Source organism: Parendozoicomonas sp. 2304DJ65-17 (assembly GCF_058148445.1).
Window position 1 is genome coordinate 172,032 of sequence record NZ_JBYVJV010000002.1, and the last position, 14,640, is coordinate 186,671.

Genomic DNA, 14,640 nt, shown 5'->3' on the forward strand with positions numbered 1-14,640 from the left:
TTCGAATGGTGCTCGTTGGGTTACGATGCTGCGCATCTAACCCAACCTACTTCTGTACGATCAATTAATAAATCGAATAAGACCGGGGACGGTGTATGTCTGGTCAGGAAAGTGCTGCTCGAAACCAAGAGCTTCAAGAGCAATTACAGGCTTTTGAACAAACCCATCGCAGCGAACAATCTTTCGCAGGGCGTTTAATCTATTGGTTCTCTATTGCTTTTGCTCTTCAGCATATCTGGTTTAACACTCTGGGTACAATGTCTGAGTTATGGGTGTCGGCCATTCATTTTGGTGGTTTTGCCCTGATCTGCGCTTTGATGGTGCCAGCCATTCCTAAAAAAGCAGACAGTAAATGGTTACTCAGTGCGGACTTCCTGCTGGGAGGACTTGCTTTAGCGTCAGCGGCTTATCTCATTCTTTTTGAAACCGCTTTGTTTGACCGTGGACAGACATTTATTACCAGCGATTGGATTTTCTCATTTATCGCTATTGCCATTGTTCTTGAATTAACCCGCCGCACCGCCGGTTGGTTTATTCCTTTTATGATTATTGTCGCGCTCACCTATGTGTTCTGGTGGGGCAAACATATTGGCGGAGTGTTTCAGTTTCCCGGATTAAGCCTGGAAACGGTTATGTTCCGTAGTTACTTCAGTACTGAAGGGATGTTTGGGCCAATTGCCCGCATCAGCTGGAGCTATGTGTTTATGTTCATTCTGTTCGGTGCCTTTCTTGTGAAGTCCGGTGCCGGGGATTTTATTATTGATCTTTCCCGAGCCGTGGCCGGACGTTTTGTTGGTGGGCCGGGTTTTGTCGCAGTGTTTGGTTCCGGGTTAATGGGATCAGTATCTGGTTCGTCTGTTGCCAACACAGTTTCAACTGGTGTGATCACTATTCCTTTGATGCGGCGGGCAGGTTTTCCTGCAAAGTTTGCCGCAGGAGTTGAAGCCGCAGCTTCAACAGGTGGGCAGCTTATGCCACCGGTAATGGGAGCGGGTGCTTTTATTATGGCGACCTTCACCCAGATTTCTTATGTGGACATTATTGCCTGGGCAGCGTTACCTGCACTGTTGTACTTCCTCTCGGTCGCTTTCTTTGTTCGTATTGAAGCCCAGCGCAGCCATGCTCATGCGGTGGAAACTGATGCAGAACCAGCGCTGTCTGTTCTGAAGAAAGGCTGGCATTACCTTCTGCCTCTTGGCGTTCTTGTCGCTTTGCTGGTTAAAGGTTTTACACCGACTTATGCCGCAGGCCTTTCTATTATTGCCGTTATCGCAGCCTCCTGGCTCGGCAAACATAAAATGGGTATTCGGGAAACTCTGGACGCGCTGGCTGATGGTTCTCGTAATATGGCCAAAACAGCCATGCTGCTGATTGGCGTGGGGCTGGTTATTAATGTGATTTCGTCGTCTGGTGTCGGCAACACTTTCTCTTTGATGGTGAGTGACTGGGCTAATGGCAGCCTGTTGATAACTATCTTGCTGGTGGCTCTGGCTTCTCTTGTTTTAGGAATGGGCTTACCTGTAACAGCGGCCTATATCGTGCTGGCAACTCTTTCAGCTCCCGCCATTTACCAGTTGATAGCGCAAACCGCTTTGATTGATATGATGGTTGATGGAACCTTGCCGGAGCAGGCCAAGGCATTCTTTATGCTGGCTGATCCGGAAAAAGCTATGCAGTTGTCGTCTGGATTAAATCGCCCGGACGCTGTGGCTTTGCTGGCTCTGGTACCCGGCGATTTTAAAGCGACTTTGCTGGAACAGGCTTTGGCTCCGGAAACTCTAACTATGATGTTGCTGGCGGCACACATGATTATTTTCTGGTTAAGTCAGGACAGCAACGTTACCCCACCCGTGTGCTTAACAGCTTTTGCTGCAGCGGCAATTGCCAAAACCCCTCCAATGATTACCGGCTTTTATTCCTGGAAGATTGCCAAAGGTTTGTACATTGTTCCTCTTCTATTTGCTTACACACCGCTGATTGGTGGAGAGTGGCAGGACGTGTTGCAGGTATTCTTCTTCTCGGTATTTGGCATTTATGCCACTGTCGCTTTTCTGGAAGGGTATCTGGAGAGTCGGTTGAATCTGCTTACCAGACTGATGTGTGGCGCGGCGGGTTTGGGAATGCTCTGGCCTCATGGTTACATCGCAGTATCGCTGGTAAGCCTTGTTATATTTATCGGAGTATTTCTTTATAGTCGCAGAAAACATAACACTGCGGTTATGGAAGTATCTTTGCCTTAACCTGCTGTGTGTCAGGCTAATACGGTTAATAGTGTTAGTCTGGCAAACATAGTGACGACTCCCCTTGAACTCATAGCCTCTCTTCCTACTCCCTAGACCTCTGATAACACTATTAATGCTTGGGAGTAAATATGAGTGCACCAATGCAACGCAAGGATCATTACGCAAGTCAGCCAGCTTTATCTTTGAAAACAACAGTTCCGGACCCTCAGCCTTTGGGTTCTGGCCCGGGTATAGCTGTTGTGCCTCCGTCCCCGAGGATGACAACAGAACACTCTCAATCCATGAGCCACTTGCCTGGTACCGATGAGCTTCGTTCTATGGACTCTCTATCGCCTCAACCTGCTGCAGGTCATCACAAACTTCCTAGTATTTCTGAAACAGATTCAGAAGAAAAACTACCTTTCGCCTTCTCTCATGATGAGGTTATGGCAGAAGTGATGGGTGTGCAGGAATCGGAGAAAAAAGAGCTTTCCTGTATTGCCGCGATGGGACTGCTGGAAACGTTTTTAACAGATCCTCATTACCGTAAAGCAAGAAAAGGTGTGTGGGACAAGCTGGGAGGAGATCGAGGTACACAAAGAAGAGCTTCCCGTGCGCTGCATGTTGCTGATACATCTCTGGGGTATGAGGGTTTATTACATAATCTTCTTAAAAAGACTGATGCTTGCCTGGATTCTCGAAAGGTTTCTGATGAGGCCATTAAAGATGATTTGTACAGGCTGGGAGAGTCTCCAGTGCAAAAACCATTCGGTGAACCTCACATGTGGATGATGGGTGAAACTGTGGAAGTCGAAGAGTCTGAGGAGCGAATAAGGCTGAAACAGGATGCTGTGGACAGATTACATAGACTGGCGTGTGGAATGTTGAAAGCATTTGCAGAAGAGATTAAGGATGGAGATATAAACGAACCCTGTGGACACTTTAAGCCAGCGCCTCCTTCTTTACCTGTTTCTGTGGTTCCAAGTGAACTTGAATGTATTACTCCGATTCATGCTCGCGTTACATTTAATGGTGAGGAAAAGCCTGTTAGTGATCATGAATTAACACATCTGGGATTGAGTCACGCACTGAAAAACAGGCAGGCTATTTTAAAAGCTGCCCAGGATCCAGATTTTTGGAAGCAGCTGAATGAAGAGTCCAAGGTGTATGTTTTATCGTGCATTCTGGAAGAAGATCAGGCTTTAAGAAAAAACGCAGCTATTCAGGATACAAGCGTTCATCTACAGGTGGGTGATCAGCTACCGTTGGCCAAGATCAGTGACAGCCGGAGGGTTTATAGTAACTGTGCGAAAGTTTTATCAGAAGAGGAAGGTCAAATAGTTTGTGCACAGCAAACCGTTGAGGCTATGCACTGGCTCGGATTGGATCAAAGTGAGAGGCTTTACCTGAAAGGTCTCATGACCCGGAAAGTCGCAGAGAATGCGTTAGAACTGTGTAATAAAAAAATCTTTCGGAAAGCCGGATTAAATATGATTCTTGTTTATACAGTCCATGAAGACAAAAGAGGAACTGTAAACCTGAACTGTTGGGGACGTGAAGGCAACCTGTTTCAAGTTACCCATGAATACCAATTTGAACGAATGCTCACAGGAACCCCTAAAAGTTATAAAAATAGCACTGATGTAAATGCAGCGATGAAACTGACCTTTTTAGTGCAAAGGGGAACGTCTGGTGAAATGCATGTTGTTGATGTTGGGCTAGATGTTGATATCACTCCAAAAGACAAGCTTGATAAAACTACCTTAAAAAGGTTAAACAGCTATCCCGATGCAGAGTTGTATAAGGGTGAAGAGCATGATTTAGGAGCTTTTGATAAAGCGCTGAACGAAAGGTGTCAATCAGTCTTCCGAATCTTGAAGGCAGATCCAACGCAGGCCAAAAGGCTAGTACTCAGAGATCTTACGGAAGAAGAAATTAGCCAGCTGCAAACATGTTCACCTGATGTTAAGACTCTGGAAGAGTTAGGCTTCACCGATATTCTGTATGTCCCTTGGCTTGGATGTAATGAACCTTTACCCAGCCACATGTGCGATATGAGTTCAGAAGGAGAGGAATTTGATATCGCTTCTTTACCTCAGGCATGTACAGTGACTCATCTTAAAGGTGCAGGTCCGGTTGCTACTTATGTCAGTGATGAAAGATTGGATGAACTTAAACGTTCCTGCGGTTTTGTCAGTCATCAACGTTCACATTCGGCTGGCGATACACTGGAAGGCGATGACTTGCCTGCGCACACCCCTATGAGACGTTTATCTGCTGATCGCTTATCAACCGTGTATAGAACTCGTTCTCAAGAGGTCCTGAAAGGAGGAGTAAAGCCCAGAACCATTCAAAAGCTTCAGAAGCACTTTGAGGCAGGAAAGGATACTCTCTGGACAATCCTGTTTAACTATCACCAAAAACGAGAGCTGGGAACTGGTATTGAACACCATGCATACTTGCTGGGTCTTGAGTGCCAGAAGGCTGGTCTCAGTAAAGGGCAATCTGAGAAGGTTATAGGGTTTTATAAAAGTCAGTTTTCTTCCATGCTGAGCAGCGGATCAGAAACATCTCTCTCTAGACCTTCCACTTTGAAGAGTTTCTTATCATTAGATGTATTACCCGGTAGTAGTGGAAAAGGTTTTGACCGATCTCTGTCTTTGCCGGCAGCTTCTACAGAGGGGCTTTTGTCTCCCGGGGATAGCCAGCTTCATAGTCTTGACCATTCAAGCGGCGGCAGTGGGCAAAGTTCTATGGGGCGCTTGGATGAGGCTGATGAAATAATCACAGATCAAGGAACGACAGAAGACCTTGAGGGCACTGATGGGCCAGCAACATCAGTGCTTGGGGCGTCAGGATCTGTAACCACAGTATTAGGCGATCTTGCATACAATATAATGATGGCTGCAAATGAAAGTGATTTGCAGGGTGTTGTGGATAGTTTTATTCAACAGCAACGATCAGATCTAGATATGTGGGAACTTTCCACTGAAGAAACGGCCTTGAAAAGACAAGAGCTTTTGCATGCACTGGAAGAATACCCTCCCATGTTTGCACCCGATCAGCAACAAGCTATTGATCAGCTAATGCAGTATTTTGATGAGCAAGTAAAGAAATACGACATTAACAGTTAGTCATTCACCAGCCGCCGCCTGTTTCCCTGTGTATCAAATTTTCTGATACATGGGGAGATCAAAAACTTATCAAGAGTTACCAATGTCTTGCTGGTAGTCATACTCCATAAATCTTTAAGAATCCTTAAGCGGAGAATGAGTTTCTCAGTATAAAGAAAATTGATTTTCAGTTTAGAAATTTCTGATTTTCCTTATTCTCAAACTGCACCTACTATAGCACCATCAGTTATATGGTGGTTGTCATGAAAACGCTCACTCCCAGCCTTGAAATTCCCAGAAGTACGAAGTTAAAAGACGCCCTTGCAGGTGTTCCTGCGCCTTTGGGTGGCTTGGCGCTGAGTATTGGGAGTCTTGGTGGAGCGTGGAGTATTCTGCTTCCTGAACAGGCTGTGTGGTTCAGCTTGTTGGCAACGCCTGTTGCAGGCGCTCTTGTGTTGCTGGTATTGCTGAAGTATCTGGTGCACCCAAACCTAGTACGGAAGGATTTGCAGCACACTGTGGTGAGTAGTGTTATGCCGACTCTGGCTATGGCGACCATGGTAATAGCTGCAAACCTTCACGCTATAGTGCCGGCTTTTGCACGCTCTCTCTGGTTAACAGCGGTTGCAGCTCATGCCACACTCTTTTTGGCTTTTCTCTGGCACCGCAGCCGTGATTTCAACATTAATCACATGGTTCCCAGCTGGTTTGTTCCGCCTGTGGGAATTATTGTGGCTTGCGTAACTGGCAGCGCTATGGGCTTTCCCCAGCTGACAAGCGCACTGTTTGTTTTCGGAGTCAGCGCTTACGCTATTAAATTGCCAATCATGCTTTACCGGTTGATATTCCATGAGCGTATCAGTGATGCAGCGGCTCCAACATTTGCGATTATGGCGGCACCTGCAAGTCTGTCTCTGGCTGGTTATCTGACAATATCTGGTGAGTCTGCCAATATGTTTCTGGTTTCTATTCTCACGCTCATTGCGATTCTGATGACGGGTGTTGTGTGGCTGGCTATGACTCGCCTGCTGCGTCTGCCTTTCTCCCCTAGCTATGCAGCGTTTACTTTCCCAATGGTTATTGGTGCAACAGCACTGTTGAAACTGGATGCGCTTTTATCCAGTCTGGGTTACGACTATCCACAGATTTTTCTCTCTGGTTTGGCGAAACTGGAACTGGTGGTGGCAACTGCAACAGTCGTTTATGTCGCTGTTCGCTACCTTAACCACTATACAAGAAACAACATCTAAACGACTCCCCCCCCTGCGCGGTGTAGCTATGTAATTGCATGGCTACACCGCGTATTCCATTACACTCTTTTCTTCCGGATCAAGGCAAAGCTTAACAAAAGCTTTCAGAGGATTATTTCTATGCCGGTTCCTGTGGGTCACGATATACATCGGACGCTTTAGGTTCAGCCCGGGGATTGGCAGGGTTACCAGCCCTTTGTTGAGTATCTGATTTCTTACGGCGAGGTTGGAAATACAGGTGACTCCCAGCCCTTCTATCACAGAATTTACGATGGCCTCTGTATGTTGAATTTCGAAAGCCTTGTACTGGTTGTCGAGCTGGGGAGCTAGATAGGTATCGAAGATATCCCGGCTTCCTGAACCATGCTCTCGCAGAATCCAGGTTTCCCCTTTCAGTTTGTCGAGAGAAAGGTTTCTGTCGTTTGCTAATGGGTGGTGTGGTGGAACAACAATCAGCATATGGTCATGGCACCAGGGCTCGGCCAGTAACTCCTGATGCTGGCAACGACCTTCAACAAGCGCTACATCAATCTGGCACTGAAGCATTCTGTCCAGAAGGTCCTGGGTATTTTTGATACAAACTTCAGGTGTAATGCCCGGGAGGTCATTACGCATCCGGCCAAGGATTGATGGCAGGATATGGTTACCGATGGTGAGGCTGCAGCCAATGCTGAGTGGGCCGGATACGGAATGATTATCGGAAGAAAACAGGGCTTCTACATCTTCGCAGCGAGTAAGAATGTCACGCACGTGGGGCAGCAGATGACGACCATTGCTATTGATAACCAGCCGGTTTCCCATTCTGTCGAACAACTTTACGTTCAATTGTCCTTCGAGATCCCGCAAAGTCATGCTGGCTGACGGCTGGGTGATATAAAGACTTTTGGCTGCCAGATTCACTTGCTGGTACTGGGCAACAGCGTAGAAAACCTGCATTTGCTTGAGAGTTATGTGCATAAGAGGCTGAGTCTGAAAGGGTGGTAAAAAGCTCGGTACTGGCCGTGGCCGGGCTTTATTATTTCATGCTTTACTGAAGCGCTTGTAGCCTCGCGCTGGGAATAATATAGAAAGCAGAGTGTGGTTTTTTAAAACTGTTTGCAGGCATTCTCCGCCGCCTCAGTTAACAGCAGTGCATTTCTCTCGATATTTTGTCTTCTCGCTACACTGATGTAGTCACCAGGGCTTACTTCATCGATTAATGCGTTCAAGTGGCCATGAAGGCTGAAAAGGTCATTAATATATTCTGCTCGTTTAGCTTCATTGTGAGTAAGACGGTGCCAGAATCTGGTCAGACAAAACCGGGGGGCTTTAGCGGATTCCATGGCATGAATTTTATCTTCAATCTTTACACACGCTTTAGCCATAGATTCACAGGCCTGTAGAAGGTAGTCGTCTTGAACCAATGACCTGGCAAGAAAATAGGAGACAGCCGCACCAAAAACAGGAGCGCCGAGATAATTGATGTAAGAATCTACACCAAAAATGGTGTAGCCGAACATTTGAGAAGTAGCCTCTGCGAGTATAGAGGTCATGACTCCCATCAGTGTTATTAAGGCTTCTGGCTCATAATACTGAACCGTTCTTCCGCAGAAAGATCCAACCGCAGCACCGATTGATCCGGCAGCAGCTGCTGAAAACTGCGTGGTAGATGGGTTGATAAGAAATCCTGCAATACCACCTGCCAGAGAACCAGTAATGGCTCCTGCAATCGTGTAGGCGGCTTCTTTCTTTGGTATTTCCGGATAATTCATAATTGCTCCCTCCAAGCGATTTAATCCAATTAGAAAGTAAGCCTTGGAGGATGTTGGAGATCAATAACGGCAGGGTTAGTTGCCCGAACTGTGAACATTCAGGTGTAAAAATAAATGGGATATAGCCCTTTAAAGTCACAATATTTTAATTTTTACACTCTGGGATTTTTTTGATCTGAGTCCGGGTTTTTATACCAGAGGAACAATAAAGTGACTTCATAATTTTCAGAGAATGTATCGGGATTTCCTATGACTGATGTATTTCGTGCGGAGAGTGAAAACCCCGTAGACCTCGGTGTTATTATTGATAACACTGACACGGCTATTGAATACTGCCATAAATTTGAAGATAAAGATGAAGCGGAGGCTCATCTGGAGTCCTGTACCATGCAGGTTCGTGCCATTGAGACAGAACCTTGCCAGATTACTTCCACCATCTCCGAACTTGATGGCAGCGTGCAGCTGCAGGCGCGCTACAAATTCTGCTGTGAAGCCGAGAAACTGATCTTTGAAATGCGTTGCAAAACCTGCTGCGTATAAATTGTTTTCCAACACAACAGCATGCTGCTTTTCAGTTAGACTACCATCGTTGAATAAATAGAACGATTGGAGCACAGCATGCTGTATGCCGTTATGACGCAGGATGTAGACAATTCCCTGCCTCTCCGCAAAACCTGCCGTACCGAACACCTTGCCCGACTTGAGCAGCTCAAGTCTGAAGGGCGCTTAGTTATGGCTGGCCCTTTCCCTGCAATCGACAGCAATGATCCCGGTGAAGCTGGTTTTACCGGTAGTTTGATTGTTGCTGAATTCGATAGTTTGGAGGCTGCACAAACCTGGGCAGATGCTGACCCTTATGTAGCGGCCGGTGTGATTGCCAGTGCTGTTGTAAAACCTTTCAAAAAGGTTCTTCCCTAAAGATTTTTAAGCAGTTTGCCTGCTCTGCACACCTTACTGGCGGCCCATAGATTTGAAACTAATATAGAGCGAAATAATCGATTCTATGGAAAATCTATGATCCGTCATATGGTTTATCTTCGCTTCCCGCAAACCTTGAGCAGTGAAGGAAAGCAACTCTTTTACAAGCGCCTTTCTGAACTGAGAGAAGTGATTGGCGGAATAAGAGATTTTCAGGTCAGAAGCAATGTAAGCGTTGAAGAACCTCTGGTTAAAGGTTTTCTCGATATGTTCTGGTTCGATTTTGAAAGCACAGATGTTCGGGATAGTTATCTGGAGCACCCTGTGCACAAAGCTATTGGGGCAGACATTATTGCCGTTCTCAAAAAAGGGGTGGAAGATGTTTTTGTTTGCGACATAGAACTCTAGATGATGAACACACCCTAAATATTCGCAATAATACGGGAGCAGGTTTCCTGGTTGCTGTAAATCAGTCGGGAGATCAGCTCCAGCATCAGATTGTCATACTCCTGCGCTTTCAGCAGGTCTGACAATGTGTTTTCCCAGTGAAAACGACTGTTGACCTGTTCAGCTTCAGCCATCTTTACAGCTTCTTCGATTCTTGCCTGATGGTATCGGTCCTGGGCCATAAACATTTCAAACAAACCATCATTGATTGTCTGGCTGGCTCGAATGCCAGATGCAGCGTATTGACTAAGGCGTCCAATGCCCGATGCCAACGCCGGTTTATTGCCTTTCTGGAAATTATCCCAGACTTTGGAAATCTCTTTGCTGACAGGCGATAACCCTGCCAGATGAGGTAAAGCTGACAGAACCGGTGAAACGTGCCTGAACTTCCAGCGAGAGTCTGGCAGAGGTTGGTTGGTAAGCTGCGGGCGCGATTTCTCCGTCAGATCATGCCAGCGACTGAGCATCTCTTCATAAGTGGCTGAACTCTGCCTGAATGCTTGTGTATGTCTGTGGCCAATAGGCATTACTGGCATGGTGTATTCCTTTATACCTGCTCGTGAATATTTAGATAGCCATTCAGCGTAAAAGTGTGCTTTTGGTTAGCACTGATAACAGAGCTGTTAAGGGACTATGCTCATCCTCCTGTAGATTTGTTTAACTGGTTGCCGGAATTGTTTCTCTCCAAACCAATGACCTCAGAGCCAATAGACAGAAGCTGGCGTTTTACCGGAGCAGCAGCCATTACCTTGCTGCTAACTGTTCTTGCCAATGATGCTTTTGTGCCGGTCACAAGTACTGTTGCCAGAAGTTTTCAGGCACCGCTGGAGCATTTCCAGCTCACCACAATTCTTCTGGTGTGTGCCCAGGGCGTATGCATGCCCCTTCTGGCCTGGTATGGGGACAGACACGGCAGAGCCTCGGTATTGCAGTCCGGGATACTTGTTTTTCTGTTGGGTAGTTTGGTGTGTGCTATCGGGCAGACGAGGTGGGAGTTTTACTCAGGGAGGCTTCTTCAGGGAATAGGTTCTTCAGCCATTCTGGTGATTATTCCAGCGCTGATTCGCGAAAGGTTTGCTGATAATCAGGCAGCGATACAGTTTTCTTTGATCGCATTTTTTCTTATGGCCTGCCGGATAGTCAGTCCGGAGTTGGGTGTGGATATCTCTGAAGCTTTTGGTTGGAGAGGGTTGTTTTTAACTTTTGCCGTTGCGGCTTTTGTAGTGCTGATCATCGCTCACATGCAGTACCGAAAGCCCACTTTGGTTATTGCAACATCCCAGGCTGACAAACAATTTTTCCATGATTTTTATCGAATCATTAAGGCTAAAGAACCACTATTATATATCACCTCCAATGCTTGCGTTTCCGTTGTAGTGTTGATTTACCTGAGCAATGCCTCCTACCTGTTTGTGGACTTTTATGGCGTGACTAACGAATCACTGGCCTTATTTCTGTCTGCGATGTTTGTTTTTCAGGGAGGGGCTGCGCTGGCAAATATTTATATGGTGAAGCGTTACGGGTTTCAGACTGTTCTGAATATTTCGTTTTATGCGGTGGTAGTGCTGGCAGTGATGAATATGGTTTTGGATTGGAGCGAAAGCCATACACTGATCAGCAACTCTGTACTCTTGGCAATGATGTTTTTCTTTTCAGGAATGGTCGGGCCAAATGCTGTGACAGGCATTATGCAGAATTATCCACATTCCGCAGCCACGGCCAGCGCTGTTCTGGATGTTGTGGCTATAGCTTTCAGTACTGCTATTTCATTGCTGGTTGTCTGGTTTGTTGATGGAACGCCAAAGGTTTTGTCTCTCGTCTCAATGGTATGCTGTCTTGTGGCTTCGGCTATTTGGTTTCGGATTGTCAGGCAAGAGAGGTAAGGGATGTTTTAGGAAAAACTGCTAAGCCATCTGACACAGCTACAGCAAGCCTTTGACTGTTATTTTGAAGAATCTGGCCCGGCTGGAAATTGTGTTGGATTGCCAAAGTTTCTCCATAAAAAGCTAGCCAGTTTTGGCTACCAGCATTCATAAAAACACCGATCACATTAAAAGCCCGAATTTGCTCGGAAAGAGTGAAGCAGTCGCTGCTCCAATCAACGGTGCGATCATCGTCAGTAATATCTTCTATATAACTTCCTTCACTGGTTTGAGGCCGACGCTGTTCATAAAGAACGGAGAAGTTACTCAATAACTCACTTAACAGGTTGGGAGCTTCCAGATAAAGCCGTGTAGCAAACATTTCCAGAGATTCACTCTCAAAGGGCGGGAAGGACTCTTGAAGAACAATATCTCCACCATCGATAGAGTTCGTCATCTGGTGAATAGTTAAGCCGGCAACTTCCGGCTGGCATTGGAGAATATGAGGGAGTGGTGAAGGGCCTCGCCCCATTGGCAATAAAGTTGTATGCATATTCAGGGCATACTTTGCTTGCTCTGGCCTTGGTACTTTCCATGAGTAAGCAGCAGAGAACAGCAGTTCAGCACCTTGATCGAGCAGTTCTTCTATTGTGTTTTCGGTAGGTTTGCCGTCAAAAACAGGCACATTGTAATGTTTTCCCCAGTTACGAATTTCATCCGTGTGCTGAACTTCTTTACCGGTAAATAACTTGATGATCTGGTGGCCGTGCTCCAGAAAAACATCGGGGCAGGCACTGAAGAAGTTATAACCAAAGTAAGCAACTTTCACACACGTTACCTGTTGTTTAATTCCGGGGTGGGTATAACACCAAAATTTTCTTTCACAGTATCGGAAAACCTTCTGCAGGCTTCGGCAATCGTGAGTGATGCCATCTCTTTATCCGCAGGTAGGAACTGAAGTAGTGCCTGCTCCTGCCACTGTTTTTCGGAAAGTTGCTCAATAATCATTATGAAAGCCGCGGAGTAACCTTGTTCATGGCCAATATGGGGAATGTTTTCTGGGATATAGAAAATATCTCCGGGCTCGATGTTCCAGGTTTCACCTTCTTTGATAAGGCTGTCATAAGTGTGATTGTTTCGTGGATTGCTTTCGAAAAATCGCTCACTTGATCCAGTCAGTTTTTGCAGCTGCGTTCTTTTCCAGAAAGTCAGATGTTTTGTTGCAGGCCCCAGATGAAAATGAATCACGCTGGTGGCTGGGCCATCCTCGTGAATACCAAGGGGTGTATGGTTGTAATTGCCAAATATCAAGCCGGGATGGAGTGCCATTCGGCTGCTGTTTTTGTATTCACAAAGGGTTGTATAGAGCCCCTGTAACCGGTGAATTACATCTGGCAAATACAAAAACAGCTTGTTGATAACAATGCAGATTTCATCGTTTGGAAACAGTGATTCAAGCCATACGCCAATCGTTGTGTTCTGGTCTGGCGGGTTTTGAAGAAGAATCTGAAGTTTATCAAGCTGTGTGCCATGGCCGGACATAACTCTGACATTTGGGCTTGTAACAGTGGCCCGGGCAGACACTGAGTGCAGAACATGTCTTATGTCATTTTCATCGAAGTGACTGGCTTGCGAATTACGAAGAACACCGGGTTTGGAAAAGTTGGAGGTTTGTTCGGCAAGGGTATGAATAAGTTGCTGGTTGTGAGTAAAAAGATGAGCCCGCCTGAACTCCTTTGGTACTGCTGAGTCAGGGTTTTGAGGGCTCATCGTGGGTTGCATGAAAAATACTCGTCAAAGCTCAAATTCGTTGTTCTTAACACCTTTGATGAAAGCTTCCCACTCCTGGTTATCGAAAAGCACCATGCCTTTTTCCGGGCAACGGTTGTTGCGCACAGCGATAGTCCCATCTTTCATAGCCACTTCCACACAGGAGATAACTCCCTGAGTGTAAGAGCTGGTTTTGAAGTCAGAGTTTTGGAATACAGTTTTCATCTTGAACTCCTCAGCAACGTGGTTGGTTGTTGCTGTTAGGAAAGATAGGGGGCACAGGGAAAAGACATAAGACAAAGTTGGAATATCTGAACCCTTGAAAAGGTATAAAAAGCTTCGCAAATTCAGTGAGTATTTGTCACTTTGTGCGAAGAGTTAGGGAATTCGTGTGGTTTTTGATGACGTATCCAGATGTTCTATGCAGTTATGAGAGCATTATGAGTAAGAGAGCGCACTAAATTCTGATCCCTCTCAGTGACTGGTGAACATTTTGCACGACTGAGGGGTGCGGTTCGAAAAACCATTGCACAAGACAGCGTTCTTCTTTCAGATTCTTACTATACCAGGGAGAGTGATACAGCGAAGCAGGGAAAATAATCAATGTATTGGCTTTGTTGGCAATACGGCAGTACTCAACAATCTGGCTTTCTTTTCCTGGCCGTCCCTGAGTTTGCCACCAGTCTGGCGGTGGTGACATATAACCTTCCTGCGCCAGTTCTTCCCAAGTATTTTCCAAAGAATTCGGGCAACTGTAGTGATCCAAAACTTTGTAAAAAGAGGTATGACTTACCTCTTCCGGAAATGTGGATCGCCAGATCTGGCATACCCAGCCACCGATAGCATCACAATGAGGCAGGAATGTATGAGATTTGGGAAAGGCTGCATGACTGTTGTAAACAGTAGCGCGGCTTTGGCAAACGTAGGGGAAGGCACCCAAGGTTCTTTGCCAGTATTCTGCTGTCCAGTTTTCAGGGTGCGTTTCGGCAAATAGCTGGATGATATTTTCCAGCTGAGACTGCATAAAACACCCCCACTCACAGGGCAGGGCAATCTCCAGAGCATTGGCCTCTGTACGGGTTATTGGAAGAGCGGGTGTTGCAGACAGTTGTTTCTCGAGGCAGGCAAAAGCTGGGAGAAAGTCTTCGGCTTTAATGAACAGTATTTCTCCTTCTGAGGTGTCTTTGGCTACAAACGGCTGAATATTATCTGCTCGACAGTGGAAAAGAGACTGGTATTCATCAAGGGAAAGAGCTGAGTGCACGAGCGTAAACTTCCTGACAAAGCCGAATAAAACTGTTTACAAT

At 46.1% G+C, this 14,640-nt stretch carries 14 protein-coding genes; 7 read left to right on the forward strand and 7 right to left on the reverse strand.

Features of this window, described 5'->3' with window-relative positions; genetic code table 11:
- Positions 1 to 95: 95 nt before the first annotated feature.
- The 3 genes from ACY2RR_RS05810 (at position 96) to ACY2RR_RS05820 (ending at position 6,585) form a co-directional block, all read left to right on the forward strand.
- Positions 96 to 2,240, forward strand: a complete 2,145-nt coding sequence (locus ACY2RR_RS05810; protein ID WP_490107195.1) for a TRAP transporter permease — start codon at positions 96 to 98, stop codon at positions 2,238 to 2,240.
- Positions 2,241 to 2,371: 131 nt separating this feature from the next.
- Positions 2,372 to 5,356 carry a hypothetical protein gene (locus ACY2RR_RS05815; protein WP_490107196.1) on the forward strand — a complete coding sequence of 995 codons (2,985 nt, stop codon included), beginning with the start codon at positions 2,372 to 2,374 and terminating at the stop codon, positions 5,354 to 5,356.
- Between the two features lie 242 nt (positions 5,357 to 5,598).
- Positions 5,599 to 6,585 (forward strand): TDT family transporter, encoded by a 987-nt coding sequence (locus tag ACY2RR_RS05820; RefSeq protein ID WP_490107197.1) that lies wholly within the window; start codon positions 5,599 to 5,601, stop codon positions 6,583 to 6,585.
- Positions 6,586 to 6,627: 42 nt separating this feature from the next.
- Here the strand turns inward: ACY2RR_RS05820 and ACY2RR_RS05825 are convergent, their stop codons facing one another.
- Both ACY2RR_RS05825 and ACY2RR_RS05830 read right to left on the reverse strand, forming a co-directional pair.
- Positions 6,628 to 7,542, reverse strand: a complete 915-nt coding sequence (locus ACY2RR_RS05825; protein ID WP_490107198.1) for a LysR substrate-binding domain-containing protein — start codon at positions 7,540 to 7,542, stop codon at positions 6,628 to 6,630.
- A 128-nt stretch (positions 7,543 to 7,670) separates the two neighbouring features.
- Positions 7,671 to 8,336, reverse strand: a complete 666-nt coding sequence (locus ACY2RR_RS05830; RefSeq protein WP_490107199.1) for a hypothetical protein — start codon at positions 8,334 to 8,336, stop codon at positions 7,671 to 7,673.
- A 249-nt stretch (positions 8,337 to 8,585) separates the two neighbouring features.
- Here ACY2RR_RS05830 and ACY2RR_RS05835 point away from each other — a divergent pair, with 249 nt between their 5' ends.
- The 3 genes from ACY2RR_RS05835 (at position 8,586) to ACY2RR_RS05845 (ending at position 9,662) form a co-directional block, all read left to right on the forward strand.
- Positions 8,586 to 8,876: a YfcZ/YiiS family protein gene (locus ACY2RR_RS05835; RefSeq protein ID WP_490107200.1), complete on the forward strand. Its 291-nt coding sequence runs from the start codon at positions 8,586 to 8,588 to the stop codon at positions 8,874 to 8,876.
- 78 nt (positions 8,877 to 8,954) lie between these two features.
- Positions 8,955 to 9,254 (forward strand): YciI family protein, encoded by a 300-nt coding sequence (locus ACY2RR_RS05840; RefSeq protein ID WP_490107201.1) that lies wholly within the window; start codon positions 8,955 to 8,957, stop codon positions 9,252 to 9,254.
- Positions 9,255 to 9,350: 96 nt separating this feature from the next.
- Complete coding sequence (locus ACY2RR_RS05845; protein WP_490107202.1) at positions 9,351 to 9,662, forward strand: Dabb family protein; 312 nt, start codon at positions 9,351 to 9,353, stop codon at positions 9,660 to 9,662.
- A 14-nt stretch (positions 9,663 to 9,676) separates the two neighbouring features.
- Here the strand turns inward: ACY2RR_RS05845 and ACY2RR_RS05850 are convergent, their stop codons facing one another.
- Positions 9,677 to 10,237 (reverse strand): hypothetical protein, encoded by a 561-nt coding sequence (locus ACY2RR_RS05850; RefSeq protein ID WP_490107203.1) that lies wholly within the window; start codon positions 10,235 to 10,237, stop codon positions 9,677 to 9,679.
- A gap of 54 nt (positions 10,238 to 10,291) precedes the next feature.
- On the opposite strand from ACY2RR_RS05850, the gene ACY2RR_RS05855 reads away from it, so the two are divergent.
- Positions 10,292 to 11,584, forward strand: coding sequence for an MFS transporter (locus tag ACY2RR_RS05855; protein ID WP_490107204.1), 1,293 nt, complete (start codon positions 10,292 to 10,294; stop codon positions 11,582 to 11,584).
- Here the strand turns inward: ACY2RR_RS05855 and ACY2RR_RS05860 are convergent.
- From ACY2RR_RS05860 to ACY2RR_RS05875, 4 genes are all read right to left on the reverse strand, one after another.
- A complete protein-coding gene (locus tag ACY2RR_RS05860; RefSeq protein ID WP_490107205.1) occupies positions 11,568 to 12,392 on the reverse strand; it encodes a formyltransferase family protein in 825 nt (274 codons plus the stop codon). The two genes, ACY2RR_RS05855 and ACY2RR_RS05860, sit on opposite strands and share 17 nt — an antisense overlap.
- A 5-nt stretch (positions 12,393 to 12,397) precedes the next feature.
- Positions 12,398 to 13,345 (reverse strand): hypothetical protein, encoded by a 948-nt coding sequence (locus ACY2RR_RS05865; protein WP_490107206.1) that lies wholly within the window; start codon positions 13,343 to 13,345, stop codon positions 12,398 to 12,400.
- A 12-nt stretch (positions 13,346 to 13,357) separates the two neighbouring features.
- Entirely contained in the window at positions 13,358 to 13,558 is a 201-nt protein-coding gene (locus ACY2RR_RS05870; protein ID WP_490107207.1) for a DUF397 domain-containing protein, read from the reverse strand.
- 232 nt (positions 13,559 to 13,790) lie between these two features.
- Positions 13,791 to 14,597: a hypothetical protein gene (locus ACY2RR_RS05875; protein WP_490107208.1), complete on the reverse strand. Its 807-nt coding sequence runs from the start codon at positions 14,595 to 14,597 to the stop codon at positions 13,791 to 13,793.
- Between the last annotated feature and the right edge of the window lie 43 nt (positions 14,598 to 14,640).

Bases quoted from the DNA above. Each gene is read 5' to 3' on its own strand.
- ACY2RR_RS05810 (WP_490107195.1), top strand. From the start codon at position 96: ATGTCTGGTCAGGAAAGTGCTGCTCGAAACCAAGAGCTTCAAGAGCAA.
- ACY2RR_RS05815 (WP_490107196.1), top strand. From the start codon at position 2,372: ATGAGTGCACCAATGCAACGCAAGGATCATTACGCAAGTCAGCCAGCT.
- ACY2RR_RS05820 (WP_490107197.1), top strand. From the start codon at position 5,599: ATGAAAACGCTCACTCCCAGCCTTGAAATTCCCAGAAGTACGAAGTTA.
- ACY2RR_RS05825 (WP_490107198.1), bottom strand. From the start codon at position 7,542: ATGCACATAACTCTCAAGCAAATGCAGGTTTTCTACGCTGTTGCCCAG.
- ACY2RR_RS05830 (WP_490107199.1), bottom strand. From the start codon at position 8,336: ATGAATTATCCGGAAATACCAAAGAAAGAAGCCGCCTACACGATTGCA.
- ACY2RR_RS05835 (WP_490107200.1), top strand. From the start codon at position 8,586: ATGACTGATGTATTTCGTGCGGAGAGTGAAAACCCCGTAGACCTCGGT.
- ACY2RR_RS05840 (WP_490107201.1), top strand. From the start codon at position 8,955: ATGCTGTATGCCGTTATGACGCAGGATGTAGACAATTCCCTGCCTCTC.
- ACY2RR_RS05845 (WP_490107202.1), top strand. From the start codon at position 9,351: ATGATCCGTCATATGGTTTATCTTCGCTTCCCGCAAACCTTGAGCAGT.
- ACY2RR_RS05850 (WP_490107203.1), bottom strand. From the start codon at position 10,237: ATGCCAGTAATGCCTATTGGCCACAGACATACACAAGCATTCAGGCAG.
- ACY2RR_RS05865 (WP_490107206.1), bottom strand. From the start codon at position 13,345: ATGCAACCCACGATGAGCCCTCAAAACCCTGACTCAGCAGTACCAAAG.
- ACY2RR_RS05870 (WP_490107207.1), bottom strand. From the start codon at position 13,558: ATGAAAACTGTATTCCAAAACTCTGACTTCAAAACCAGCTCTTACACT.